27 protein-coding genes, 1 tRNA gene and 2 pseudogenes are annotated in these 23,618 nt (G+C 62.9%); 21 read left to right on the top strand and 9 right to left on the bottom strand.

Annotated elements, in window-relative coordinates; translation table 11 throughout:
• The 3 genes and pseudogenes from NO877_RS13070 (at position 1) to NO877_RS13060 (ending at position 2,356) form a co-directional block, all read left to right on the top strand.
• Positions 1–915, top strand: coding sequence for a DNA-3-methyladenine glycosylase family protein (locus tag NO877_RS13070; RefSeq protein ID WP_256396795.1), 915 nt, complete (start codon positions 1–3; stop codon positions 913–915).
• 78 nt (positions 916–993) lie between these two features.
• Positions 994–1,356 (top strand): annotated as a pseudogene (locus tag NO877_RS13065) (DUF555 domain-containing protein); the annotation flags it as partial.
• Positions 1,357–1,456: 100 nt separating this feature from the next.
• Complete coding sequence (locus NO877_RS13060) at positions 1,457–2,356, top strand: HFX_2341 family transcriptional regulator (RefSeq protein ID WP_256396793.1); 900 nt, start codon at positions 1,457–1,459, stop codon at positions 2,354–2,356.
• On the opposite strand, the gene NO877_RS13055 is transcribed toward NO877_RS13060, so the two are convergent.
• The 4 genes from NO877_RS13055 to NO877_RS13040 all read right to left on the bottom strand — a co-directional run bounded on the left by NO877_RS13055 (position 2,357) and on the right by NO877_RS13040 (position 4,628).
• Complete coding sequence (locus NO877_RS13055; protein WP_256396792.1) at positions 2,357–2,935, bottom strand: response regulator; 579 nt, start codon at positions 2,933–2,935, stop codon at positions 2,357–2,359.
• A gap of 88 nt (positions 2,936–3,023) precedes the next feature.
• Positions 3,024–3,146, bottom strand: a complete 123-nt coding sequence (locus tag NO877_RS13050; protein ID WP_256396791.1) for a hypothetical protein — start codon at positions 3,144–3,146, stop codon at positions 3,024–3,026.
• Positions 3,147–3,255: 109 nt separating this feature from the next.
• A complete protein-coding gene (locus NO877_RS13045) occupies positions 3,256–4,035 on the bottom strand; it encodes an RNA methyltransferase (RefSeq protein ID WP_256396790.1) in 780 nt (259 codons plus the stop codon).
• The gene (locus NO877_RS13040; protein ID WP_256396789.1) at positions 4,032–4,628 is read right to left on the bottom strand and encodes a DUF8114 family protein; all 597 of its coding nucleotides are present in this window, start codon (positions 4,626–4,628) and stop codon (positions 4,032–4,034) included. Before NO877_RS13040 ends, NO877_RS13045 begins: the two co-directional genes overlap by 4 nt.
• An 85-nt stretch (positions 4,629–4,713) precedes the next feature.
• Here NO877_RS13040 and NO877_RS13035 point away from each other — a divergent pair, with 85 nt between their 5' ends.
• Positions 4,714–5,874, top strand: a complete 1,161-nt coding sequence (locus NO877_RS13035; protein ID WP_256396788.1) for a dihydropteroate synthase — start codon at positions 4,714–4,716, stop codon at positions 5,872–5,874.
• 144 nt (positions 5,875–6,018) lie between these two features.
• Positions 6,019–6,735: a 6-hydroxymethylpterin diphosphokinase MptE-like protein gene (locus NO877_RS13030; RefSeq protein WP_256396787.1), complete on the top strand. Its 717-nt coding sequence runs from the start codon at positions 6,019–6,021 to the stop codon at positions 6,733–6,735.
• Positions 6,736–6,746: 11 nt separating this feature from the next.
• On the opposite strand, the gene NO877_RS13025 is transcribed toward NO877_RS13030, so the two are convergent.
• Positions 6,747–6,923 carry a hypothetical protein gene (locus NO877_RS13025; RefSeq protein WP_256396786.1) on the bottom strand — a complete coding sequence of 59 codons (177 nt, stop codon included), beginning with the start codon at positions 6,921–6,923 and terminating at the stop codon, positions 6,747–6,749.
• 135 nt (positions 6,924–7,058) lie between these two features.
• On the opposite strand from NO877_RS13025, the gene NO877_RS13020 reads away from it, so the two are divergent.
• The 14 genes from NO877_RS13020 to NO877_RS12955 all read left to right on the top strand — a co-directional run bounded on the left by NO877_RS13020 (position 7,059) and on the right by NO877_RS12955 (position 18,195).
• Positions 7,059–8,483 (top strand): cryptochrome/photolyase family protein, encoded by a 1,425-nt coding sequence (locus NO877_RS13020; protein WP_256396785.1) that lies wholly within the window; start codon positions 7,059–7,061, stop codon positions 8,481–8,483.
• A gap of 103 nt (positions 8,484–8,586) precedes the next feature.
• Positions 8,587–9,276: a helix-turn-helix transcriptional regulator gene (locus NO877_RS13015; RefSeq protein ID WP_256396784.1), complete on the top strand. Its 690-nt coding sequence runs from the start codon at positions 8,587–8,589 to the stop codon at positions 9,274–9,276.
• Between the two features lie 160 nt (positions 9,277–9,436).
• Positions 9,437–9,856: a hypothetical protein gene (locus NO877_RS13010; RefSeq protein ID WP_256396783.1), complete on the top strand. Its 420-nt coding sequence runs from the start codon at positions 9,437–9,439 to the stop codon at positions 9,854–9,856.
• Positions 9,857–9,961: 105 nt separating this feature from the next.
• A complete protein-coding gene (locus tag NO877_RS13005) occupies positions 9,962–11,260 on the top strand; it encodes a cation:proton antiporter (protein ID WP_256396782.1) in 1,299 nt (432 codons plus the stop codon).
• A gap of 92 nt (positions 11,261–11,352) precedes the next feature.
• Positions 11,353–11,961, top strand: a complete 609-nt coding sequence (locus NO877_RS13000; RefSeq protein WP_256396781.1) for a superoxide dismutase — start codon at positions 11,353–11,355, stop codon at positions 11,959–11,961.
• A gap of 165 nt (positions 11,962–12,126) precedes the next feature.
• A complete protein-coding gene (gene sod / locus NO877_RS12995; protein ID WP_256396780.1) occupies positions 12,127–12,726 on the top strand; it encodes a superoxide dismutase in 600 nt (199 codons plus the stop codon).
• A 114-nt stretch (positions 12,727–12,840) separates the two neighbouring features.
• On the top strand, positions 12,841–13,122 hold the full coding sequence (locus NO877_RS12990; protein WP_256396779.1) for a DUF5827 family protein: 282 nt from the start codon (positions 12,841–12,843) through the stop codon (positions 13,120–13,122).
• A gap of 29 nt (positions 13,123–13,151) precedes the next feature.
• Positions 13,152–13,991: an ATPase gene (locus NO877_RS12985; protein WP_256396778.1), complete on the top strand. Its 840-nt coding sequence runs from the start codon at positions 13,152–13,154 to the stop codon at positions 13,989–13,991.
• A gap of 85 nt (positions 13,992–14,076) precedes the next feature.
• Positions 14,077–15,075 carry a thymidylate synthase gene (gene thyA / locus NO877_RS12980; protein ID WP_256396777.1) on the top strand — a complete coding sequence of 333 codons (999 nt, stop codon included), beginning with the start codon at positions 14,077–14,079 and terminating at the stop codon, positions 15,073–15,075.
• Between the two features lie 2 nt (positions 15,076–15,077).
• Positions 15,078–15,584 carry a dihydrofolate reductase gene (locus NO877_RS12975; protein ID WP_256396776.1) on the top strand — a complete coding sequence of 169 codons (507 nt, stop codon included), beginning with the start codon at positions 15,078–15,080 and terminating at the stop codon, positions 15,582–15,584.
• 60 nt (positions 15,585–15,644) lie between these two features.
• The gene (locus NO877_RS12970; RefSeq protein ID WP_256396775.1) at positions 15,645–15,866 is read left to right on the top strand and encodes a zinc ribbon domain-containing protein; all 222 of its coding nucleotides are present in this window, start codon (positions 15,645–15,647) and stop codon (positions 15,864–15,866) included.
• A 31-nt stretch (positions 15,867–15,897) separates the two neighbouring features.
• Positions 15,898–16,503 (top strand): 5' nucleotidase, NT5C type, encoded by a 606-nt coding sequence (locus tag NO877_RS12965; protein WP_256396774.1) that lies wholly within the window; start codon positions 15,898–15,900, stop codon positions 16,501–16,503.
• A gap of 76 nt (positions 16,504–16,579) precedes the next feature.
• Positions 16,580–17,323, top strand: coding sequence for an archaeal proteasome endopeptidase complex subunit alpha (locus NO877_RS12960; protein ID WP_256396773.1), 744 nt, complete (start codon positions 16,580–16,582; stop codon positions 17,321–17,323).
• A gap of 47 nt (positions 17,324–17,370) precedes the next feature.
• Positions 17,371–18,195, top strand: a complete 825-nt coding sequence (locus NO877_RS12955) for an MOSC domain-containing protein (protein ID WP_256396772.1) — start codon at positions 17,371–17,373, stop codon at positions 18,193–18,195.
• Between the two features lie 29 nt (positions 18,196–18,224).
• On the opposite strand, the gene nadC is transcribed toward NO877_RS12955, so the two are convergent.
• The 3 genes from nadC to nadA are packed head-to-tail and all read right to left on the bottom strand — an operon-like array spanning position 18,225 to position 21,754.
• Complete coding sequence (gene nadC, locus NO877_RS12950; protein ID WP_256396771.1) at positions 18,225–19,052, bottom strand: carboxylating nicotinate-nucleotide diphosphorylase; 828 nt, start codon at positions 19,050–19,052, stop codon at positions 18,225–18,227.
• Positions 19,052–20,596 (bottom strand): L-aspartate oxidase, encoded by a 1,545-nt coding sequence (locus tag NO877_RS12945; protein ID WP_256396770.1) that lies wholly within the window; start codon positions 20,594–20,596, stop codon positions 19,052–19,054. Before NO877_RS12945 ends, nadC begins: the two co-directional genes overlap by 1 nt.
• On the bottom strand, positions 20,597–21,754 hold the full coding sequence (gene nadA, locus NO877_RS12940) for a quinolinate synthase NadA (RefSeq protein ID WP_256396769.1): 1,158 nt from the start codon (positions 21,752–21,754) through the stop codon (positions 20,597–20,599).
• A gap of 359 nt (positions 21,755–22,113) precedes the next feature.
• Here nadA and NO877_RS12935 point away from each other — a divergent pair.
• Positions 22,114–22,188, top strand: a tRNA-Glu gene (locus tag NO877_RS12935).
• Between the two features lie 83 nt (positions 22,189–22,271).
• Here the strand turns inward: NO877_RS12935 and NO877_RS12930 are convergent.
• Positions 22,272–22,608, bottom strand: a pseudogene (locus NO877_RS12930) (helix-turn-helix domain-containing protein); the annotation flags it as partial.
• 97 nt (positions 22,609–22,705) lie between these two features.
• Here NO877_RS12930 and NO877_RS12925 point away from each other — a divergent pair.
• A complete protein-coding gene (locus tag NO877_RS12925; protein WP_256396768.1) occupies positions 22,706–23,539 on the top strand; it encodes a M14 family metallopeptidase in 834 nt (277 codons plus the stop codon).
• The last annotated feature ends 79 nt before the right edge of the window (positions 23,540–23,618 follow it).

The raw sequence follows: 23,618 nt of genomic DNA, 5'->3' as shown, positions 1-23,618 counted from the left end.
ATGGAACAGGGCGTTATTCGGTGTGAGGATCTCGATGGCGCGTTCGATCTCCAGTCGACCGTCGAAAGCGGCCAGAGCTATCTGTGGGACCGCTCCGACGGCGAGATGTACACCACAACGGAAGCCTACGGCGGCAGTGCGTGGTACGAGACGGTCGTGCCACCGATTCCCGCAGTTTCAGACGAGCAGGCCGTGGTTCGGGTCCGCCAGGAAGGAGAAGAACTTCAGTGGGAGTCGACGACCGATGCGGTGCCGATCCTCACACATCTCTTGCGGCTCGACGACGATCTGACGGCGATCGAGGCCGCCACCCCGGCCGATCCGCTGCTCGATCGCGCCTTCGAGCAGTATGCGGGGATGCGACTCGTTCGTGATCCAGTGTTTCCCTGTCTCGTCTCGTTTATCTGTTCGGCCCAAATGCGCGTCTCGCGGATTCACGGGATGCAGCGTCGACTCGCCCGCGAGTACGGCGACGAGATCGCCTTCGACGGCCGAACCTACCACGCGTTTCCGACCCCCAGCCAGTTGGCCGCGCGAACCGAAGACGAACTCCGGGAGCAGAGCTTAGGCTACCGTGCGCCCTACGTCCAGCGGACAGCCGAGATGGTCGCCGACGGTGAGGTCGACCCTCGTGACGCGCTCAATTTCGACTACGAGGATGCCCGCGACCACCTCGCCCAGTTCGTCGGCGTCGGCAACAAGGTCGCCGACTGCGTCCTCCTCTTTTCGTTGGGATTCACCGAGGCCGTCCCCCTCGATACCTGGATTCAGACCGCCATTGCCGACCACTATCCGGACTGCGATCAGGGTGGGTACGTCTCGACATCACGGGCCATCCGCGAGCAGTTCGGCGGGGAGTATGCGGGCTACGCCCAGACCTACGTTTTTCACTATCTCAGAAACGGCGGAAACTGACCGACGGCAGCCGGGTGATACTCCTTTTTTCGAGAAAGTAGGCGAAGTTTCATACGCGCTGCGGGCCTAGTTAGTGCCATGGACTGCCGAGTCGTCGTCGAGGCTGCGGTGCCCGTGTACGATGTCGAGACAGTGGACGAGGCCGTCCGAATCGCCATCTCGAAGACGGGTGAGATGCTGAACCCGGATCTCAACTACGTCGAAATCGAGATGGGGACACGAACCTCGCCCTCCGGAGAGGAACTGCCGCCCGCCTTCATCGCCGCCGACGAAGCGCTGGTCGCCCTCGAACTCGAACTGATCGTCTTCAACGTCGAACAGGAAGAACACGCCAGCCGGATCGCCCGCAAGGAGATCGGCCAGCAGTTGCACAACATCCCCTTAAAAGTGCTGTCGACCGAGATCATGCCCGAAGACGACGCGGACGAAGCCAGTGGCGAGTAAGCAGCTCACGGCTGCAGCCCGTGTCCGTTTTTCAGCCAGTCCGGAATAACAGTCCGGATACTGGTGGTTTTTATAAGCGTTATCGCTACGTAGTAGTATGGAGACGCACATCGTTCCGGTCGGCTTCGACTACGACCGCCTTATTGCGCCGCTCATCCGCGATCAGTTCGATGTGGACCACGTCATCCTCCTGGAGGGCGCGGTCGGCAGCGAGGCCAACGTCGAATACTCCCGCCGACTCGCCACCAAACTCGAAACGGATTTCCAGAACCTCCTGGGCGCGGAGACCGAGCGCATCCGTCTTGAGGACGTCTACGACTACGACGCCGCCTTCGAGGGTGCGTTCGAACTGATAAACGAACAGCTCGACAGCGGCGCGGAGGTCTGGGTCAACGTCTGCTCGATGCCCCGTCCCGTGAGCTTCGCGTTTGCGACGGCGGCCCACTCGGTGATGGTCGAACGCCAGGAGGACCGCGATCGGATTCACACTTACTACACGGCCCCCGAGAAGTACCTCGAAACCGAACTCGCCGAGGAACTCCGGGCCGAACACGAGCTGCTGAGTGATCTCCTGGATGCCGGTGATCTCGACCGCGAGCGGATGGAGACCAGACTCGAAAGCATCAACGAACTGCTCTCGGAGTTCGACGAACGCGGCGTGACTATCGGTGCGAAGAAGATCGGCAACAGCCACATCGTCGAACTCCCCGTGGCCTCCTTTTCGAGCGTCAAACCCTTCGAGGAGCTCGTCTTGTTCACGCTGGGCGAACACGGCGAGTTCGAATCCGTCAGCGAGTTGGCCTCGACGCTGGCGCGGGATCTCAACGAGGAGTACACCGACAGCTTCCGCTCGAAGGTGATCTACAACGTCGACCGGCTCGGCCCCGGCGGGAAGGGGTATATCGAACAGGAGGAGGTCGGCAAATCCTACCGGACCAAACTCTCCCGGATCGGCGAACTCTGGGTCCGCTCGCATGCCGACAAAAATCGGGAGTAGTTAGTTCGACGACCGATCGATCGCTTTGAACGCCGCCTCGAAGTCGTCGAGTTCGCTCATCAGCGATTCGGCGTCGCTCCGCATCGCGTCGGTCGTCTCCTTGAGCCGTTGATACTCCTCGGAGTCCTCGAGTTCATCCTGGCTCATCTCGCCCTTCAGGACCGTGAGTTTCGAGGTGGCCCGGAACAGCTCGCTGACCGTCTCGTCGTACTGTTTGGCCGTGAGCTGCTGTTCGATCGCCTCGACGAGCGTCTCCTTGTCGACCGGCTTGCAGAGGTAGTCGTCGAACGGCATCTCGATGATGTCGAACTCCGGATCGATGGCCGTCACCATAATCACCCGGCAGTCGTAGCCGTCGGCCCGGATTCGTTCTAGGACCTCGTTGCCCGACAACTCCGGCATCCGGCGGTCGAGCAGGACGACGTCGACGTCCTCGTCGACCACCTCGATGGCCGCCTGGCCACCGTACACCGTGCGAACCGTATAGCGGTCCTGGAGCTGGAGGCTATATATGTCGGCGATATCCTCCTCATCGTCGACGACGAGCACTGTCGGCGTTCCGGGTTCGTGGTCGGACATACTGGTGGCAGTTGGTTGAGGGGATTGAACTACTCGGAGGAAACAATTTCGGTCGGTCCCTAATCGGCTGTGACAGCGTGTGGCCGACTTACAGTACTGTCCCCACGAGCAGGTTCCCGAACCCGAGGACGAACGCCGCGATCAGCAGCAGTGTCGTCACCACGACAACCGGTGAAAGCTCCGTCTCTCCGGTGAGAATGTATTGTTCCATACCCTCGTTCGACCACAGAGGGGCTTAACAGTTTAGGAAGGGCCCAGTCAGCAGCGATCGTACCGAACCCGACCGCGGTAAGTCGTTCCTACTGTCGAGTAGGATGTTCCTACTGCGGGCTGTCCGGCGGTTCAGCATCCTCCGATTGGCCCTCCTCCTCGCCCGTGAGCCGGTTGGTCGCCTGCCGAAACACGCCGAGGAGAGTGTGGACTTCCCGATCGGTCGGGTGAGCGCGGCCGACGAGTCGACGGAACAACCGTTGTGTCTTGGCCGTTTTTCGCTCGTTGTAGGCCTGCGCATCTAGGAACTCCGCGAAGTAGTCATAGAGCCGCTCGATATCCGACTCGTCGGCCCGGTGGTGGTCGACATCGGGAAGCTGTGTCTCCGCGACAGTCAGCTCACGCAGCTCATAAAAGAGGATCGTCGCTGCCTGGCCCAGATTAAGCACTGGATACTCGCCGCTGGCGGGGATCGAACACACCTCGTCGAGCCGCTCGATCTCGCGGTTGTGGAGGCCCCGCCCCTCCCGGCCGAAGACGAGCGCCGTTCGAGTTTCGACGGTCGACAGCGACTCGCTGAGTTCGACCGGCGTTGTAAACGGGAACCTGACGTGTCGGCGGCTGTCCTCGCCCGTAATCGCGGTACAGCCCACCGTGTGGTAGTTCTCGATGATTTCGTCGAGGGTGACCTCTTCGGCGTTCGGCAGCACGTCCTCGCGGGCGTGGCCCGCAAAGCCGTAGGCCTCGCCGTCAGGGTCGAGTTCGGGCGGGTCGACGAGCTTGAGCTCCGAAAGCCCGAAGTTCTTCATCGCGCGGGCGATGGTGCCGACGTTGCCCGGCGTTTCGGGTTCGACCACGACGACGATCGGTTTCTGTTGCCGGGGGCTCATTCGTCGCCGGTCGGATAGCTCGTATCGAGGTCCAGCTCGTCGAGTTCCTCGTCATCGATTCGATCCGCGGCCTCGGTCGATTTGTTGGCTTCGTCCATATACTCCCGGAGGTCTATCTCGCTGCGCTCGTAGTCGGCTTCGAGTCGTTCCTGGAGCTCCTCGGGGCTCGGGGGCTCGGGGAGGCCCTCGGGATCGGTTTCGACGTGGTCGACGCCGCCGAAGCCCTCGGGTGCCCGGTTGCCGTCGGCGAACCAGCTGTGGAAGCTGTCGGCGAACTCCGGCTCCCCGCGAAGCTCGCTGCCGCCGTCGTTTTGGTACCAGTAGATGAACTCCGGCTCGTGGTCAGCACAGAGGACCACTTCGTCCATCGGCTCGCCGTAGACGAACGCCGATGGGTTACACCGCTGTTTGTCGGCTTCGCCGTGGATCAGGTAGCAGGCGTCACACGGCTGTTCGACCAGCCGCGAGAGGCGAAGCAGTCGCTGGCGTGGGTCCTCCGGGATCTCTTCGAGCGGTTTGAACTCCTCGTTGTCGGTGAAGATCTCGCTCTCCTCGAACCGCCAGCCACGAAGCCCGACGCTGACTTTTGCCATAGCGAACGTAGCAACTCGGCCGACAAAAAGAGACTGACTCCCGGCGGACCGGACCGCCTATGTCGGCGGCGTTCACAGTGAGTGTATGCGAACTGTCGACGCCGCTGGGCTGCAGATCGGTGACGACCAGCCCCCGCGAATCATGGGCGTACTGAACGTCAGCTCGGAATCCCCCTACAAGCCGAGCGTTTTCAACTCCCCGGATGAGGCCGCCGCCTACGTCGACGAGGCGCTGATCGACGAGGGTGCCGACATCGTCGACGTCGGCCTCGAATCGGCCAACAAGCAGTTCGAGGTCCTCACCGCCGAGGAGGAACTCGACCGGCTCGACACCGCCCTCGAGACCATTGAAAGCGTCTCCGGCGACGCCGTCTTCTCGATCGAGACCCGCTACCACGAGGTCGCCGAAGCCGCCATCAGGGGCGGCTTCGATATGGTCAACGACATCTGTGGCTTTGCCGACCCGAAGATGCCCGAAGTCTGTGAGGAGTACGACGTTGCGGTCGCCAAGATGGCTTCGCCGCCGGACCTCGAACGGCCGGGTGCTGTCGAGGACGTGGATGATATCTACGACGCGCTGGAGCTCAACGGCCTGACCGACAAGACGATCGTCGACCCCGCCTTCGGCGGCTGGAGCGAGGACAAGACGATCGAAGACGATCGGGAAACCTTCCACCGGCTCCGGGAGTTCCGTGGCTACGGCCAGCCGATTTTAGTCTCGATCAACCGGAAGAACTTCCTCCGGTCGGTCGCCGGTCGGGACACCGACGACGCCCTCGCCGTCTCGCTGGCCGCGACTTCGATGGCCGTCGAGCGCGGCGCGCACGTGATCCGGACCCACGACGTGGCCGAAACGCGGGATGCGGCCCTGATCGGCAAGGAGTTCTCCCGGCCGCGGCTCCAGGAGACGGTCGAGGGGATCGGTCTCCAGGAACTCGACGTCACGACACCCCGCGAGGCTCGCCGTCATCTCGACCGACTCGGCGCTGACAAAGACGATACCGAGACTGCCGCCGACAACAGCGTGACACGCGTCTTCGAACTCTCCGGCCTCGACAGTGAGACACGGAACCGGCTCATCGATACCTGTGAGACAGTAGGCGTCGACTGCGTCAGCCACCCGTCTGACGACCGGGTGGTATTAGTTGGCACGAAATCCAGTTATGAAGAGCTTACCGAGGGTCTGAGTGGTGTTTCCGGCCAGATATCCGCTGTTGTCGAACGTATCAGAAAGGCGTGCTGTTAAGAGAAAACTTATGCCGGATCATGGTAAACCAAACAATTGGACGCCGGAGGGGCATTCGGGTAGGGGTACTCTGTGCCAATCCGGCCCATACAATATCACAGCCGATGAGCCACCGGCTCTTTCGGCTGGTTTTATAATTCACCGATGAGCTACAGCTGTCGCTTTTCGACGTGGGAACCGATTTACGAGGCGATCCTCGCGGATCTCGGCTTCGATCGGTCGGCCGACGAGACGGCCCGAGATATCGCCGCCGAGATGGCCCACCCGTTCGATCACGACCGACTCGCCGATCTCGATGGGGCAACGGTCGCCGTCGTCGGTGCGGCTCCATCGCTGTCGGCCGAGCTCGCGTCGTTCGAGCCCGCAAGCGTCGACGCGATCGTCGCCGCCTCGACCGCGGTCGACGTGTTGGCCGACCACGGCCTCTCGGTCGACCTGATGGTGACCGACCTCGACAAGAACGTCGAGACGGCTCGGGAACTGACCCACGACGGTACGCCGGTCGCGGCCCACGCTCACGGCGACAACATCCCGACGCTTCGGGAGTGGCTCCCGCAGTTCGACCCCGAGTGGATGCTCGTGACGACACAGGCCGAACCCCGAGACCCCATTGAGAACGTCGGCGGCTTTACCGACGGAGATCGGGCGGCCTTTATAAGTGACGCGTTCGGGGCCGCGGAGCTGCGGTTTCTCGGCTGGAACTTCGACGATCCGTCGGTCGACCCGCTGAAGGCGCGCAAACTCCGGTGGGCCGAGCAGCTACTCTACTGGCTTGAAGGGCGACGCGGCGAACGGTTTGCGATTCTCGACGGGCGACGCGAGTCGTTGGCCGACGACCCGTCGACGTTTTCGACTAACTGATTTAAAAGGAGTTACTGCTCCTCGGCGGCCATTTTGAGTATCAGTGGCGTGACGACCATATCGAGAAGGGCAACCCCGTAGGCCACCAGTTGGACGGTGCCACTTAAAAAGAAGAACGCGATCGCGATAACGATGAGTCCACCGGAGAGCCCGATTCCCCATCGAACAGCCGGATTGTGTAGTACCATAGGTTCGACTTCGTAGACTATCATAAAAAGTCGGCTATGAGTTCAAGCGGGATTGAATCCGGCCATCATGTATGAACGACGGGCATCGTGTGTGGACTCCACAAGTTTCCTTATCGGTCCGACCGTGGTGTCGGTATGCAACTCCACTGGCACCGGCGGGATCTCCGCGGTGCGGACAACCGGGCGCTGGCAGCCGCCGCCGAGGCAGCACGGGAGGCCGACAGCAGTGTCGTTTCGCTGTTCGTCTTCGACGACGAGGTGCTCGACCACGCCGGAGCCCCGCGCGTCGACTACCTGCTTGATGCGGTGGCCGAGCTCCGGGCGTGGTATCGCGACCGCGGCGGCGACCTCCTCGTTCGCCACGGCGATCCACGTGAGGCTGTTCCCGCGGTGGCTGAGGCTGTCGAGGCCGATCGCGTCGTCTGGAACACGGATTACTCCGGGCTGGCCCGCCAGCGCGATGCGGCGGTCCGGCAGGCGCTGGCGGCCGCCGACATTCGACGCGAGTCGTTCCACGACGCCATCTGCCACGAACCCGGCTCGATCACGACCAACGCGGGCGACCCCTACTCGGTATTTACCTACTTCGGCCGCAAGTGGCAGGACCGAGGGAAGGACGATCCCTACCCGGCCCCGGAGCCCGAACAGCTGGTCGAGGCCGACGCTGTGGGTGTCGACGCTGGCTCGCTACCGACGCTCGCCGACCTGGGGTTCGACCAGCCGGAAGCCGAGCTACTGGCTGCTGGTACCGCCGCCGCCAGAAAGCGGCTCGCGGCCTTCTGCGAGGACGGCATCTACCGCTACGAGGAGGATCGGGACTATCCCATGCGAAAATCGACCTCGCGGCTCTCGGCGGATCTCAAATACGGTACTATCGGGATTCGTGAGGTCTACTGGGCCACCGAGGAGGCACGCGAGGAGGCCAGCGAGGCCCAACTGGCGTCGATCGAGGAGTTCCAGTCCCAACTGGCGTGGCGGGCCTTCTACACGCACGTGCTGTGGTTCAATCCCGAGGTGGTCTCGAAGAACTACAAGGAGTACAACACCGAAATCGAATGGGAAAACGACGCGGAGCTCCTGGAGGCCTGGAAAGACGGGAAAACGGGGTATCCGATCGTCGACGCCGGAATGCGCCAGCTCCGTGCGGAGGGCTTTATGCACAACCGCGTCCGGATGATCGTCGCCTCCTTTTTAACGAAGGATCTGCTGATCGACTGGCGTGAGGGGTACGACTGGTTCCGCCAGAAGCTGGTCGACCACGACACCGCCAACGACAACGGCGGCTGGCAGTGGGCCGCCTCGACGGGGACCGACGCCCAACCCTACTTCCGGATTTTCAATCCGATGACGCAGGGCGAACGCTACGATCCTGACGCGGAGTATATCAAGACATATGTAGCGGAACTACGGGATACCGACCCGGAGATCATCCACACCTGGCACGAGGCGTCGCTGACCCAGCGGCGGAACGCCGCGCCCGACTATCCCGACCCCATTGTGGACCACAGCGACCGCCGCGAGAAGGCGATTGCGATGTTTGAGGCCGCACGTGGGGAATAAGCCGACTGAACCGAACTCGACCGGAACGAACCACAACTGATTCGCCGGACGATCACAAACGCGTGGCTATGGGCAGACACTCGATAGGGCCGGGAGTCGATAGATGAACCGTCGCCAGGCGGATACAGCCGTCGGCGTCCTTCTCGGGGTTGTTCTCATCGTTGGCGGGAGCTACAGTTGGCAGGCCTACCAGCGGCGTCGCGCCGTCGATGGGGCAATGGGACCGATGATGGATACGTCGATGGGATCGATGCACGGACCGGACCCCCTCTGGCTGATCGTCGGAACGCTCCTGATTGTGGCCGTGATCGGTGGAGGCTATCTGTTGGTCCGGGCGGAACTGTCGAGCGAAGCGGATTCACACCCCACAGCCACCCCACCCACAGCAGCAGTCGACGAATCGACAACTGCCGACGCTCAGCCGTCCGATGTCGACGTCGAGTCGAGCACAGCCGACACAGGGCCGGAGGGAACAGAGTCCACATCGACTGCGGCGGCTGGTGACCCGGCAGCTGACGAGTCGACAGCCGAGCCAGAGTCGATCAATCCCGAGGCCCATCCACAGAAACGGGTCCTGGATCTCCTTCCGGAGGACGAACGCCGCGTACTCGAACCGGTGATCGACTCGCCGGGTGTCACACAGATCGAACTCCGGGACCGGGCCGATTTCTCGAAGAGCAAGGTGAGCCAGACGGTGAGCGATCTCGAATCCCGGGGACTGCTGTACCGGGAACGACAGGGCCGAACCTACCGGGTCTACCCGAGCGACGACCTCCAAGCGAACCGACAATAGCTCTCAGCCACCGACCGGGCGAATTCGGCAGCGACGAACGGTCCGATCACAAGGAAACGATTAGAAGCCAGTAAAAACGTTCTCGGAGGATCTCCTCGCTGTGTTCACACCCATTGGGATAACCATTCGACCCTCGTATGACTATCTGAGGCGACACACAATGATACCCAACACAGTCGGACGCTGGCTGCTCGTAACGCTCGCAATCCTCGGAGTCGCACTGGCGGTGCCGGTCGTCAGCGCTCACGGTGGCGACCCGGTCGGGATCAACGAGACGGTCGACGCCGACCAGCCGGTCGTCGACCGGACTGATCGGATTGCGTGGATGGACACCCACATGGGTACTGACACCGTCGACGCACGGGGGTGGCATATGGGGCCGCCTGTCGAGGAGATGGCGACACATATGGGACTGACCGTCGACGATATGGGCCAGTATATGGGGATCGACGACCACCGAGAGTTCGGTGACGACGGCCGACAGATCACTGACGACCATCGCGAGAGTATTGATGATCATCGAGGTGTCGCGGACGATCACTACGACGATCAAACCCAGGGCCACAGAGGCGGCTGTTAGCAGCACTTGGCGACTTCGACCTTTACAAACACAGCTCCGTAGTAACCAACAGGTCGGCGAAGTCGACACGCCGGTTTTCAGCGTGGACGTCGAACGGACGTGGGGATGAGTAGCTACGAACTCGGGATGCTTGTCGTCGCGGTCGCACTGCTCGGGGCAGTGGTGCTACCGCGGCTACTGGCGGACAAACCGCTGTCGTTTCCGATGTTCTACGTCGGTTTTGGAGCCCTGCTGTTTTGGATTGCTCCCGTTCCTGCGGTCGACCCGGTCGCGGAGTCGACGCTGACCGAGCATCTGACCGAGCTGGTGGTCATCATCGCGCTGATGGGCGTCGGGCTGAAAATCGACCGGCCGTTCGGGTTGAAGTCGTGGACGGCGACGTGGCGGCTGATCGGGATCACGATGCCGCTGTCGATCGCCAGCGTGGCGGTGCTCGGCTGGCTACTGCTCGGCCTCCACCCGGCGACGGCGATCCTCCTTGGGGCCGTCCTTGCACCGACCGATCCAGTCCTCGCCTCCGATGTCGAGGCTGGCGCGCCGCTGACCGAGATGGAAGTCGAGGCCGCCGACGTCCACGAGTGGGGCTCGATTCGCTTTGCGCTCACCTCCGAGGCGGGACTCAACGACGGGCTGGCGTTCCCGTTTACCTACCTCGCTATCGCCGCCGCGGGGGCGAGTGCGGTCGACGGGGTCGGCTGGTTGGTCGACTGGGGGCTCGTCGACGTCGGCTACCGGATCGTCGTCGGCCTCCTGTTTGGTGTCGTCATCGGCCACCTGATGGCTCGACTCGTCTTTCACGCCCCCGCGGTCTCCGAGCAGGCCGAACTCATGGCCGGGGGCGAAGCGCTTGTCACGACACTGTTCGCCTACGGTCTGACAGAACTCGCCGGAGGCTACGGCTTTCTCGCCGTGTTCGTCGCCGCCCTTGAACTCCGCCGATTCGAGTGGGAGCACGGCTACTACCACCAGCTCCACGATTTCGCGGCAGTCGTCGAACGGCTCCTGATGGCGACGGTTCTCGTTTTGTTCGGCGGTGCGATCGCCAGCGGCCTGCTGGCACCGCTGACGTGGGAGGCGGCCCTACTGGGCCTCGGCTTCCTGCTCGTCGTCCGCCCGCTGGCCGGTGTCGTCGGCTTTCTCGGCTCCTCGGCCCCATGGGTCGACCGGCTGGTGATCTCGTCGTTCGGCATCAGAGGGATCGGTTCGTTCTACTATCTCTCCTATGCGCTGGCGGACGCCTCCTTCCAGGAACTCGAACTCCTAGTGGCCGCGGAGCTGCTGTGGGCGTTCGTCGGTTTCGTCGTGTTAGCCTCGGTCGTCGTCCACGGTGTGGCAGCGAGTCCGGTGATGACCGTCGTCGACCGCCACCGCCCCTCGCAGGACGAGACGACTCCGGATGCCTGACAGAACTCCCGTACTGTCCTTCGACTGGGACTCTCCACGAAAATGTTAACACACCGAAAGTTTAGGGAGGATTCGACCGTCATCTCAAAAGCATGACGTACGAACTACCAGACCTCCCGTACGACTACGACGCACTCGAACCGCACATCGATTCACGGATCATGGAACTCCATCACGACAAACACCATCAGGGCTACGTCGACGGCGCGAACGCCGCCCGCGACCGACTCGAAGAGATGCGGGATTCGGAGGATTTCGGCGATATCAAGAGCGTCAAGCGGGCACTGGCGTTCCATCTGTCGGGTCACGTCAACCATACCATCTTCTGGGAGAATATGCATCCGGACGGTGGCGGCGAGCCCGGCGGCGATCTCGCCGATCAGATCGAGCAGGATTTCGGCTCGTTTGAAGCCTTTAAATCGGAGTTTTCGGCGGCCGCGGGTGGCGTCGAAGGCTCCGGCTGGGGGCTGTTGTGCCACGATGCCGCCAGCGACGAGCTGCTCATCGCGGCGGCCGAAAACCACCAGAACCAGACTCCGCAGGCTACCACGCCGATCCTCGTTTGTGACGTGTGGGAACACGCCTATTACCTCCAGTACGAGAACAACCGCGGGGAGTACGTTGAGAACTTCTTCGAGGTCATCAACTGGGACGACGTCGCCCGGCGGTTCGAGCAGTGTCAGGGCCGGTCGATCCAGTAGGATCGAACCGGCAGGCTGACACGATTGAGGAAACTATTTTGCTTACGTAGTTGTTCGATTGCGACCAAAATACATTATTTGCCGGTGTTTATGTGCCAATTGTTACCGAACTACTCCTCAAGCTTTAACAGCAATCGAGACAATATAGAAATAGAGGTATTACACATGAGCTACGAACTAGATCCACTTCCATACGACTACGACGCCCTTGAGCCGCACATCGACGAACAGATCCTGACCTGGCACCACGACACCCACCATCAGGGCTACGTCAACGGCTGGAACTCGGCCGAAGAGGAGCTGGCCGAGAACCGCGAGAACGGTGACTTCAGTTCCAGCGGCGGAGCCATTCGGAACGTGACCCACAACTCCTCGGGTCACATTCTCCACGACCTGTTCTGGCAGAACATGTCCCCCGAGGGCGGCGACGAGCCGTCCGGCGACCTCGCCGAGAGAATTGAAGAGGACTTCGGCTCCTACGAGGCCTGGAAAGGCGAGTTCGAAGCCGCAGCCAAAAACGCCAGTGGCTGGGCGCTGCTCGTCTACGATTCGTTCTCGAACCAGCTTCGGAACGTCGTGGTCGACAAACACGACCAGGGCGCGATCTGGGGCGGTCACCCGATTCTCGCACTCGACGTCTGGGAACACTCCTACTACTACCAGTTCGGACCCGACCGCGGCGGGTTCATCGACGCCTTCTTCGAGGTCGTCGACTGGAACGAACCGAGCGAACGCTACGCACAGGCCGTCGAGGCATTCGAGTAACGGGGCAGTTCACACCATTTTTTGTGACGCTACACCGCCAGCGGCAGCGCAGGCGCTGTCGTCCGCGATACCAAACCCCCACAGTTTTCCCCGCCAGCAGCCCTACTGCCGTGTATGCCACGACCCAAAGACGATTTCGAGGAGCTGTATCCCTGTGATTTCTATACCCCTGATGAACTGCTCGACGAGGATATGATGTACTCCGTCTACGAAATCGCTCGCCTGCTACAGGGCCTAGAGGTCGACGCCGAGATCGACGAGGGCGTCGAAGACATCCTGCTCGATTGGGCGATTCCGTGGATCATGCGCAACTCCGAGCAGTTGGCGATCGCCGAACCCCCGAGCGACGAGGAGCCTGGCTACTACGGGCTCAAATCCGACTCGGCCGAAGAGTAGTCGACGCCTAATACCGTTCAGACCATACTATGAAACTGTTAGTTGCTGGTGACGCCCGCGTCGACGCGGGCAAGACGACGTTCGCGGCTGGATTGCTCGCTTCGCTGTCCGATGCGGTCGGCTTCAAACCGCGAGCGGGCAACGACTACTGGTTCGACCACGACGACGTGGCGACCGCACTGGCCGAAGGTCGGCTGTACGGAAAGGATACCGCGACACTCACCGCGGCGGCCAGCGAGGGCGTCGATGAGGAGTTCCAGGAAGAACGACTCAACCCCGTCCATCGACTCTGGCGACCAACCCCCGATCGGACCGGATTACTCGGTGAGAGCGGGCGGACGTTTCTGGCCGACCGCGTGACGACGGCCGAGGGCCAGCAGTTCGTCGTCAACGGCGAGGCCGAAGATGCAGGGCTCGTTTCCGACCCACTGTTCGAGGCGCTGCGGCTGGATGATGCGCCACGAGTCCGGACCGTCGATGGGTTCAACGAGCTGATGGCCGAGCGGTATCTCCCGGCCTTCGAGCGTGTCACCGAGCGGATCGCCGAGACCGATCCGGCAGTCGTCGAATCCTACAGTGATATTGCGCTGCCCGTAGCGGGTATCGACTTCGATGCTGTCGCGGTCGTTGGACCGACGCGAGCCCGGATCTACGACGGTGATCGATATTTAAAAGCCTGCGAGGTCGCAAGCGGCAGCGCCCGAGAGGGACAACTCGAAGAGCGTGTCGATCGCGTCGTCGAGATGATCGAGCCGGTGTCGGCACACGACCTCCATCCCCTCACGAGCGACGAACGAGATGATCCGAAAAGGGTTGCAGCGGCCTATGAACCCGTTTATGAGGCATTGCTAGATGCGGCATTTCGATAGTGTAAGTGACGTGTTGCGGTCCGATACTCACTTGTAGATCGGCTTGTTTCCTACTGCTAACAGCCGCACTCGCGGCACCCACACCATGCAGCAGTATCTCGATCTCGTCGACAGCACGCTCTCGGGCGGCAACTACAAGCCGAACCGGACCGGCGTAGACACGATCGCGTCGTTCAGTCAGTCCTACACCGTCGACCTCCAGGAAGGGTTCCCGCTCCTCACAACGAAGGACCTCTCTGGGTTCCGGTGGAACTCGCTGATCCACGAGTTCAAGTGGTATCTCTCCGGGGAGGAACACATCCGCTCGCTCCGCGAGGAGACCGGCATCTGGGACGCCTGGGCCGACGACGAGGGGCGATTAGACACCGCCTACGGTCGGTTCTGGCGGCGGTATCCAGTGCCTACCGACGGGCTCGACGGCGAGGCCTGGCCCGAGGAGGACCACCGCTGGCGGAACGACGACGGCACCTTCGACCAGATCCAGTACGTCGTCGACACGCTCCAGGAGTCGCCAAACAGCCGACGCCTCGTCGTCTCGGCGTGGCATCCCGCCAACGCCGCGGTGAGCACACTGCCACCCTGCCACTACACCTTCGTCTTTAACGTACAGGGCGACCGGCTCAACTGTCACCTGACCCAACGGTCGGGCGATATCGCCCTCGGCGTCCCGTTTAATATCGCGGCCTACTCGCTTTTGACCCACGCCGTCGCCCAGGAGACCGGCTTTGAGGTCGGCGAGTTCGGCCACACAATCGTCGATGCCCACGTCTACTGTGGCGAGGGCGACCGCGGGGAGTGGTACGCCGACAACCTCGATGAACTCCAACGGCGGCTCGGTGGGGTCGACACACGAGACGAGTATCTCGATGTCCGCGCGTGGCTCACCGAGACCGCACCCGACGAAACCGACGAGACGGAGGGCTACGACCACGTCCCCGGCTTGCTCACCCAACTCTCACGGGAGCCGCGATCCCGCCCGACCATCGAGATCGCCGACAAACCGCTGGACGCGCTCGATTTTGCGGACATTCAGCTCACGGATTACGACCCAGCCGAGGGGATTCGGTTCGCGGTCGCGGAGTGACCATGTCGACCGACGCTCCCCCCGAGATCGCCCTAATCGCGGCGGTTGCCGAAAACGGAGTGATCGGCGTCGACGGCGAGATGCCGTGGCACCTGCCAGCTGATCTCCGGCATTTCAAGGCGACGACCACGGGCCATCCCGTTGTTATGGGCCGACTAACCTACGAGTCCATTGCGGCGGATATCGGTGGCCCGCTGCCGGACCGGACGAACATCGTCTTGAGTCGCGGGTCACCAGCGCTTCCGGATTCGGTCGTCGTTGTCGACTCCATCGAGGCGGCCGTCGAAGCTGCCGGAGAGGCCGCTGGGAATAGCGGGACGGTCTACGTGATCGGTGGTGCAACGATTTACGAGCAGTTCCTCCCACGGGCGGACCGACTGATTCTCACCGAAATCCATGATGCCTACGAGGGTGACACCCGATTCCCGTCGTGGGACCGGAGTGAGTGGATCGAGCGGAGCCGCGATGACCACGAGGGCTTTTCGTTCGTCGAGTACGAGCGTCGTTGAAGCCACCATAACCGTTTTCCGGCTGCACACGCTCTCCCTTTGCCATACCTGAACAGGCCGATGCGGATATCCAAAACGCGGGCCTTGGAGACGGAACCCAACGATACCGCTACGAGCGGGATCGGCGTAACGAAGCTGTTGGCCATCCGGAACCGTCGGTTTCCGGTCGTCTCCTGGACGAACTGCGGCTCCTCCGAGAGTTATAAGGGCAGCGTGAAACACGACCCCGAAGACCCCTTTTCGGCCGGGTTGCCGTCGAGAAGTACCCGTCGAAACAGATAGATTCAGGACTGTTCGGCCCAACATCCGTTCGATGACTGTTCGGCTCGATACGACCACCGAAAAGACCGTGCTGCTCGACGTCGACGGGACGCTCTGTGACAATGTACCGCGGCTCCTCGACTATATCGACGACGAGTGTGGTGTCGCGCTCACCCGCGATGCGATCACGGAGTGGTCGTTTTCGGTCCCCGGGACGGACCTCGATATCGGCGACCTCATCCGGCGGGCGCTCGACGAACGGCCCGAGTGGTTCCTGTTGGGGATGGAGCCGATCGCGGGGGCCGCCGAGGCCGCCCGCTGGCTCGACCACCAGGGCCATACGGTTCGGATCGCCACCCACCGACCGCCCGAGAGCCACCCGCTTACCGCCCAGTGGCTCGACGAACACGAGATCCCCCACGACGGGATCATCCAGGAGGTCCCACAGAACAAGGGGCGGCTCGACGGCGACCTGTTAATCGATGACTACCATATCAATGTCGGGAACGCGCTGGCGGCGGGGAAGGCCGCCGGGCTGTTCGTCCAACCCTACAGCGATCCGACCCGATGTTCGGAGGCTGTCGTCGCCGAAACGTGGTCGAAGATGCTGTCGGAGTTCGGTCGCCAACAGCCAGCCCCCCGAGAACTAACCGGGTAGCAAGGGTTTTTCCTGTCTGACCCCATAGCACAGAGCAGATGAATCAGTACGGACGTCGGTTCACGCGGAGGTCGCAATGAGAGGTAACGATCAGCAGGCCTACGACCGGGGCACCTCGCTGTTCTCGCCCGATGGCCGGATCTATCAGGTCGAGTACGCACGCGAGGCGGTCTCCCGTGGCGCACCGAGCGTCGGCCTCAGAACCAGCGACGGCGTGATCCTTGCCGCCCAGAGCCGGGCGGGATCGCCGCTGATGGAGTCCGAGAGCATCGAAAAGCTCCACAAGCTCGACGACCACGTCGGCGCGGCCAGCGCGGGCCACGTCGCCGACGCCCGACAGCTCGTCGATTTCGCCCGCCGACAGGGCCAGGTCAACCGGCTCCGTTTCGGCGAGCCTATCGACGTCGAGGCACTGACCAAGGACCTCACCGACCACGTCCAGGAGAACACCCAGCGCGGCGGCACCCGACCCTACGGGGCAGCCCTCCTCGTTGGTGGCATCCAGAACGGCACCCCGCGACTGTTCGCAGCCGACCCCTCCGGGACGCCTAACGAGTGGAAGGCCACCGTCATCGGCGGTTCGGGCCGTGACATCCAGGAGTTCCTCGAAGAGGAATGGACCGAGGAAGTCGACCTCGGGACCGGACTCGGACTCGCTGCACGGGCCCTCCGTGTTGCCAACGACGAACTCGGTCCGAGCGAAGTGAGCATCTCGACGGTGACCGTCGAGGACGGCTACCAGACGCTGACTGTCGAGGAGATCGAGGACGTCTTCGCCGAGGCCGACATCGACCTCTCCGACGACGAAGACGACGAATAAGCGGTTTCTGACGGGACGTTTTTCAAACTGCCGTCGAATGGATAGCTATGGCAGCACTTTCGCCGACAGTCGATCGGCTGACAATCTATCCGATCAAATCATTGGACGGGCGGTCGGTCGAGTCGGTCTCGATCGTCGACAACGGCGGACTGGCTGGCGACCGGGAGTTCGCGCTGTTCGACAGCGACGACACCTACGTCAACGGGAAGCGAGAACGGCGGATTCACTCGATTCGGGCGACCTACGAGGGCGACGGGGCGCGGATCGACGCTGTCGAGCTTTCGACGGCCGAGACGGAGCCACAGCAGTTCACGGCCGAGGAACTGGCCGACGCCGGGGCGGCCGTCGACTGGCTAAGCGACCAGGTCGGCTACCCGGTTTCGCTGGCGCGTGATCCCGACGGTGGGTTCCCCGACGATACCCACGCCTCGGGACCGACGATCATCAGCACCGCGACGATCGAGACGGTCGCCGGGTGGTTCGACAGGATCAGCACCGACAGCATGCGCCGTCGGCTCCGGCCAAACATCGAACTCGGTGGCGTCCCGGCCTTCTGGGAGGATCACCTGTTTGCCGACCGGGACCACCACGTCGAGTTTTCGATCGGTGACGTGTCCTTCCGCGGAGTCAACCCCTGTCAGCGGTGTGTGGTGCCATCGCGCGATCCGGATACAGGCGAGGAGTACGATGGATTTCAGTCGACGTTCGTCGAGAAACGGGCCGAAACGATGCCCGAGTGGAGCGGCGGCGACTGGTTCGATCACGACTTCCGGTTGATGTTGAATACGATTGTCCCACAGTCCGAATGGGGCGCAGAGATCGCTGTCGGCGATTCCGTCGAGATCGGTGAGACGGTCCCTGCCGAGGAGTAGGCGGTGGCTACCCTGTCGGTAAACGGTTACTACCCGGTACGGAACGAGTAGTCGAGGCTGTCGGCGGAGTGGGTCAGCGAGCCCATCGAGATGATGTCGACGCCAGTGGAGGCGTAGTCGGCGACCGACTCGACCGTGATCCCACCGCTGGCTTCGATGAGGACTTTGCGGTCGGCGACTTTGATCGTCTCGGCGAGGCTGTCGACTACCTCGCTCAATTCGGTTGGTGTGAAATTATCGAGAAGAACGATGTCGGCTCCCGCCTCGACCGCCCGCCGGGCCTGAGCGGCCGATTCGGCCTCGACTTCGATTTTCGTCACAAAGGAGACGCGCTCGCGAAACTCCTCGACGGCGGTTTCGAGGCCGAGTTCGGCAATGTGGTTGTCCTTGATCATCACCATATGCGAGAGGTCCAACCGGTGGGTGTCGCCGCCGCCAGCGACGACCGCGCGCTTTTCGATTCCCCGCAGTCCTGGAGTCGTCTTGCGTGTCCCCGCGATCCGGACCTCGGGATCGACCGCCTGGGCGCGATCGACCGCCTGTCGGGTCTCCGTCGCAATCCCGGAGGCGTGTCCGGCGAGATTGACCGCGACGCGTTCGGCTCGGAGCGTCTCGCGGGCCGGACCGGTCGTTCGGAGCACGGTCTCGCCAGCCGCGACCGCCTCGCCGTCGGCCACCGGCGTCTCGGTCGACACGTCGAGATACTCGAAGACGGCCGCAGCGGCCTCGATCCCCGCAGCAGTCCCGGCCTCTTTAGCGACGAGTCGACCCGTCGTCTCGCCGGGCACGTCGTTGGTCACGTCGTGGTGACCGACGTCCTCGCGGAGCCAGCGCTCGATCCGGTCGCTCGTGAGCATTAGTTCGGCCCTGCTTCGGCTGTCGGAGTCTGTTCTCGGCTGCCGTCTTCGAGATAGTGGCAGCCGACACTCTCGTCGCTGTCGGCTGCGGCGTTGGCGATCAGGATGGCGACAACCGTGGCGTTGCGGAGTTCATAGAGGCTCCTGGAGGTCCGGGTGCGCGTGTAGGCGTCAACCTCGCCTTTGAGTCGCCGGAGGACGCCCCGCGCGCTGTCGATCCCCGTGGCTGTCCGCCGCAGGCCGAGTTCCGCACTCGTGATCGACCGCAGGCGGTGGAACTTCTCGGCGGCGAACCGCTCGGGGAGTGCGGGGTCGCTGTTCCGCAGTCGCTGGATCTCGATCGCCGCGGGGTCGTGGCCGGTCGCGTCCTCGCCAGCACGGAGGCCCCAGACGAGGCCTTCGAGTAGACTGGTCGAGGCCAGCCGGTTCGCGCCGTGGACGCCGGTCCGGGCGCACTCGCCGACCGCATACAGGCGATCGAGACTGGCGCGGCCGCGGTCGTCGACCGCGATCCCGCCACAGAGGAAATGCTCGCAGGGGGCGACCGGAATCCCCTCACGCCAGTCGACGCCTCGCTCTTCGCAGGTCGACGCAAGGTTCGGGAACACCTCGTCGAAGGGGTCGTCGAGCGGCGAGACGTCGAGGGAGACCGAGCCGGTGGCGTCGATCTCGTCCTGGACCGCGCGGGCGACCACATCCCGCGGCGCGAGTTCGGCGTCGGGGTGATAGTCGGGCATGAACCGCTCGCCGTTTTCGTTGCGAAGGACGCCCCCCTCGCCGCGGACGGCCTCGCTCAGCAGGAACGGATCGTCGACCGCGGCGGCGGTCGGGTGGAACTGGACGAACTCCATGTCCTCGACGGTGGCTCCGGCGAGAAACGCCATGGCGATCCCGTCGCCGGTCGAGCCAGCCGGGTTGGTCGAGTCCTCGAAACAGTCGCCGATCCCACCCGTAGCGAGAATTGTTGCCCCCGCAAAAACGGGCTTGCCGTCGGGTTCGGTATCCAGGAGCGCGCCGTGGACCCGCCCCTCGTGGCGAATGAGTTCGAGCGCAGTCGTGTCTTCGAGGATCGTGACGTTGTCGACCTCACTGAGATACGAGAGGAAGGGCCGCAAGACGTGTTGGCCCGTCGAGGCGTCGACGTGGAGAATCCGATCGGCCGAGTGGGCCGCCTCGCGGGCGAAGTCGTAGTCGGCCCCGAGGGTGTCGAAGTCGATCTCTAGGGTGTCGATCAGGACGTCACGGACTGCGGGAGCCGCGTTCTCGACGAGGACGTCGACGGCTTCGGGGTCGGCCGTATTCGCGCTGGCCTCGATGATATCTTCTTTCAGCGATTCGGGGTCGCCACGGGTGGTGGCGATGCCGCCCTGTGCCCAATCTGAGGAGGCGTCCTCGGGTTCGCTGGCTTTGGTCACCAGCAGGACCTCCTCGTCTTCGCGGGCCGCGGCGAGGGCGGCCGCACAGCCAGCGATTCCCGAGCCGACGACGAGCACGTCGGCTGTGCGTGGGCCGGAGTCGCCAATGGAAGTCGGCTCTCCCGACATCTATAGCTCCAACATTCGGTCGAGGGCGAGGCCCGCGAGTTCCTTCTCCTCGGGGGCGACCTCGATGACGTTGTGTTCACGGCCCGCTGCCAGCTCTTCGAGCACCCACGTCAGATAGTTGGGGTCGATCTGCCGCATGGCATCGCAGTCCATACAGGCATCGCCACAGAGCGGGACGACGTTCACGTCGTCATGCCAGCGGTCGAGGTGTTTGGCCAGATGGATTTCGGTGCCGATGGCCCACGTCTCGCCGGGGTCGGCGTTTTCGACGACTTCGGTGATCGTCGCGGTGCTGCCGACCACGTCGGCGGCCTCGACGACCTCCCGTCGACACTCGGGGTGGACGACGACGTTGGCTTCTGGGTGTTCGTCACGGACTTGGGCGATGTGGTCGGCGGTGAATCGCTCGTGGACCTGACAGTAGCCGTCCCAGAGGACGATTTCCGCGTCTTCGAGCTCGTCGGCGTCCTTGGCCTCGGGGTCCCACGGGTTCCACTCGGCGATCGAATCCTCCATCCCGAGTCGGTGGGCGGTGTTCTCGCCGAGGTGTTTGTCGGGAAGGAAGAGTACCTTGTCGCCGCGCTCGAAGGCCCACTCGAAGGCCTTGTGAGCGTTCGAGGAGGTACAGACGAGGCCGCCTTGTTCGGCGCAGAACGCCTTCAGGTCGGCATACGAGTTCATATACGTGATCGGGATGATCTCGCTGGCGGGGTCTGCGGCGGTGATCTGCTCCCACGCGGCGTCGACCTGCAGGGCCTCGGCCATCCCGGCCATCGGACAGGAGGCCTCCATACAGGGGAGGACCACGGTTTGGTCGTCGTCGGTGATGATGTCGGCGGATTCGGCCATGAACGTCACCCCGCCGAAAACGACGTACTCGGCGTCGGCCTCGGCGGCGCGTTTGCTCAGCGCATACGAATCGCCGATGAAGTCGGCGTGCTCGACGATCTCGCGGCGCTGGTAGTTGTGGCCGAGAATCACCACGTCGTCGCCCAGCTCGTCGAGGGCGGCCTCGATCCGCCGGGTTCGGTCGGCCTCGATCCGCCGGGTTCGGTCGGCCTCGGTCAGCTCCCGATAGCTGGCCGGTAGCTGCTCTAAATTGTCGTATTTAAACAGACTCAGTTCAGTCTCGAACGTCGCCGTTTCCATGTTTGCCATTCGGTCGACACCTAGATGGTGTAACCACGAACAGCCGCATTGAAGGATTTTTCTATTCGATACTGAACTCCGATCAGTATTCCTCGTGAGTTGGCCGGACAGATCCTCGAAGCTTATATTTCAGCAAGTATATCTATGGATACTGCACAACAGCACATATTGTGTGTTGTTCACATGCCATAGTCCTGGAGAGAGTAAGGGCCGACAGAGGATTCGGGTGGGACCGGGTTGTGGCCGATCCCGGATGGCGTCGTGTGGTTTTGTGGGTCGACAGCCCGCCACACAGGGGCACCGAAAGCGCAACTGTTTTGTTCACCACCGGGATACTGTAGGATGCGTTCAGCAGAACGCGTCAGCACGCTCTGATGGTGTAGTCCGGCCAATCATATTACCCTCTCACGGTAATGACCGGGGTTCAAATCCCCGTCGGAGCATTTTCCGAACCGAACAAACTGTAACAGCAGCGCCGAAAGTGGCGGCTGTTTTGATTGATCTTTCGTCTGTCGACCAGCGGCGGCTACTCCGGCGCAGTAATCCGTGTGTCCGATTCGATCGGCGTCGGCAGGTCTTCGATGAACTGTTTGATTACCGTCTCCTCGGCGCGGTGTAACGTTTCGCTACAGGTCGACTTGGCGATGCCGACCTCCCCGGCGAGCTCCGTCAACGAACAGGTTCGCGCCGTGTCGTAATAGCCTTCTTCGACCGCTGTACGCACCCGTTTTTGTTGGGTTTCCGAGAACAGTTGGCTCGTGTGGCTCGCTCCTGGATAAACTCGACACGGAACTCCAGGCCGAAGTGCTGAAGTTGGCTCCCGAGCTCCGAGAGCCGGTGGCGTCGACGGTCGCCTCGCCCTCGGTCGACCGATCGTTTCGCCTTCGACGCCCCGGCTGGAACGGACTGTCTCCGAGACTAAACGGCCGGGTTTATTTTCCCGTCACCTGTAGTGACCGTATGGAAATCATCGAGCGTGGGGCTGCGGGGTCGGCCCGCGTTGCGGTCGTCGGCGGGCTACATGGTGACGAGCCAGCCGGTGAGCGGATCGTCAGGCGGCTCGCCGACCTGCTTCCCGATCCCGACGAAACGGCGGGCGAGGGGATCGTGCGGCTGATCATCGCGAACGAACCGGCACTCGAAGCAGGCGTCCGCTACACAGACACCGATCTGAACCGGGCGTTCCCCGGCGACACCGACAGCGACGAGTACGAACGCGCGCTTGCGCCGGAGATCGTAGCGGCCGTCGACGATATGGATGCGGTCTTCGCCATCCACACCTCCCACAGCGTGCCGCCGCCGTTTGCGATCTACAGCGAGCTGACCGACTCGGTCCGCCGGACTGTGACGGCCATGCCAGTCGACTACGTCCTGGATGCCGGTGGCCTCCGGTCGACGACGCTCGACTCGGTGGCTCCCCATTCGGTCTCGGTCGAGGTCGGCCGCCAAGGCAGCCAGCAAGCCGTCGAGTTCGGCCTCGAATCGACGTTGGCGTTCCTTCGGGCCCACGGCGCGCTGGACGACGAGCCGCCGACGTTCACGCCCGCAACCGTCGTTGAGGGGATCGAGGAGGTCCCCAAGGGCGGCGGCGAGCCACACGTCAACTACGCCAACTTCCAGGAGATCCCCGATGGGGCGGTCTTCGCGAGCGACGCCGAGTACACCCATCGCGTCGACGAGCCGGGCATCGTGCCGGTGCTCGCCAGCGAACACGGCTATGAAGAGATTTTCGGGCTCTATGGCCGAATTACCGGGACGCTCGAACCGCCGAGCGGGGAAGTCGCCTCGGAGTGAAAGCCGGATTCCGCCTTCGAGTCGACGACTCGCTGCGGATACACGTGTCTGCTATGTGACTTCCTTCATTTCTTGCCGC

Origin of the sequence: Halohasta litorea, from assembly GCF_024494645.1 — an archaeon.
Taxonomy (GTDB): domain Archaea; phylum Halobacteriota; class Halobacteria; order Halobacteriales; family Haloferacaceae; genus Halohasta; species Halohasta litorea.
The sequence above is the reverse complement of the archived record's forward strand: the minus strand, read 5'-3'. Positions and strand labels throughout refer to the sequence as shown.

What these genes read in the sequence shown, in the direction of transcription:
- NO877_RS13070 (WP_256396795.1), top strand. Translation starts at nt 1, where the DNA reads ATGGAACAGGGCGTTATTCGGTGTGAGGATCTCGATGGCGCGTTCGAT.
- NO877_RS13060 (WP_256396793.1), top strand. Translation starts at nt 1,457, where the DNA reads ATGGAGACGCACATCGTTCCGGTCGGCTTCGACTACGACCGCCTTATT.
- NO877_RS13055 (WP_256396792.1), bottom strand. Translation starts at nt 2,935, where the DNA reads ATGTCCGACCACGAACCCGGAACGCCGACAGTGCTCGTCGTCGACGAT.
- NO877_RS13050 (WP_256396791.1), bottom strand. Translation starts at nt 3,146, where the DNA reads ATGGAACAATACATTCTCACCGGAGAGACGGAGCTTTCACCGGTTGTC.
- NO877_RS13045 (WP_256396790.1), bottom strand. Translation starts at nt 4,035, where the DNA reads ATGAGCCCCCGGCAACAGAAACCGATCGTCGTCGTGGTCGAACCCGAA.
- NO877_RS13040 (WP_256396789.1), bottom strand. Translation starts at nt 4,628, where the DNA reads ATGGCAAAAGTCAGCGTCGGGCTTCGTGGCTGGCGGTTCGAGGAGAGC.
- NO877_RS13035 (WP_256396788.1), top strand. Translation starts at nt 4,714, where the DNA reads ATGCGAACTGTCGACGCCGCTGGGCTGCAGATCGGTGACGACCAGCCC.
- NO877_RS13030 (WP_256396787.1), top strand. Translation starts at nt 6,019, where the DNA reads ATGAGCTACAGCTGTCGCTTTTCGACGTGGGAACCGATTTACGAGGCG.
- NO877_RS13025 (WP_256396786.1), bottom strand. Translation starts at nt 6,923, where the DNA reads ATGGTACTACACAATCCGGCTGTTCGATGGGGAATCGGGCTCTCCGGT.
- NO877_RS13020 (WP_256396785.1), top strand. Translation starts at nt 7,059, where the DNA reads ATGCAACTCCACTGGCACCGGCGGGATCTCCGCGGTGCGGACAACCGG.
- NO877_RS13015 (WP_256396784.1), top strand. Translation starts at nt 8,587, where the DNA reads ATGAACCGTCGCCAGGCGGATACAGCCGTCGGCGTCCTTCTCGGGGTT.
- NO877_RS13010 (WP_256396783.1), top strand. Translation starts at nt 9,437, where the DNA reads ATGATACCCAACACAGTCGGACGCTGGCTGCTCGTAACGCTCGCAATC.
- NO877_RS13005 (WP_256396782.1), top strand. Translation starts at nt 9,962, where the DNA reads ATGAGTAGCTACGAACTCGGGATGCTTGTCGTCGCGGTCGCACTGCTC.
- NO877_RS13000 (WP_256396781.1), top strand. Translation starts at nt 11,353, where the DNA reads ATGACGTACGAACTACCAGACCTCCCGTACGACTACGACGCACTCGAA.
- sod (WP_256396780.1), top strand. Translation starts at nt 12,127, where the DNA reads ATGAGCTACGAACTAGATCCACTTCCATACGACTACGACGCCCTTGAG.
- NO877_RS12990 (WP_256396779.1), top strand. Translation starts at nt 12,841, where the DNA reads ATGCCACGACCCAAAGACGATTTCGAGGAGCTGTATCCCTGTGATTTC.
- NO877_RS12985 (WP_256396778.1), top strand. Translation starts at nt 13,152, where the DNA reads ATGAAACTGTTAGTTGCTGGTGACGCCCGCGTCGACGCGGGCAAGACG.
- thyA (WP_256396777.1), top strand. Translation starts at nt 14,077, where the DNA reads ATGCAGCAGTATCTCGATCTCGTCGACAGCACGCTCTCGGGCGGCAAC.
- NO877_RS12975 (WP_256396776.1), top strand. Translation starts at nt 15,078, where the DNA reads ATGTCGACCGACGCTCCCCCCGAGATCGCCCTAATCGCGGCGGTTGCC.
- NO877_RS12970 (WP_256396775.1), top strand. Translation starts at nt 15,645, where the DNA reads ATGCGGATATCCAAAACGCGGGCCTTGGAGACGGAACCCAACGATACC.
- NO877_RS12965 (WP_256396774.1), top strand. Translation starts at nt 15,898, where the DNA reads ATGACTGTTCGGCTCGATACGACCACCGAAAAGACCGTGCTGCTCGAC.
- NO877_RS12960 (WP_256396773.1), top strand. Translation starts at nt 16,580, where the DNA reads ATGAGAGGTAACGATCAGCAGGCCTACGACCGGGGCACCTCGCTGTTC.
- NO877_RS12955 (WP_256396772.1), top strand. Translation starts at nt 17,371, where the DNA reads ATGGCAGCACTTTCGCCGACAGTCGATCGGCTGACAATCTATCCGATC.
- nadC (WP_256396771.1), bottom strand. Translation starts at nt 19,052, where the DNA reads ATGCTCACGAGCGACCGGATCGAGCGCTGGCTCCGCGAGGACGTCGGT.
- NO877_RS12945 (WP_256396770.1), bottom strand. Translation starts at nt 20,596, where the DNA reads ATGTCGGGAGAGCCGACTTCCATTGGCGACTCCGGCCCACGCACAGCC.
- nadA (WP_256396769.1), bottom strand. Translation starts at nt 21,754, where the DNA reads ATGGCAAACATGGAAACGGCGACGTTCGAGACTGAACTGAGTCTGTTT.
- NO877_RS12925 (WP_256396768.1), top strand. Translation starts at nt 22,706, where the DNA reads ATGGAAATCATCGAGCGTGGGGCTGCGGGGTCGGCCCGCGTTGCGGTC.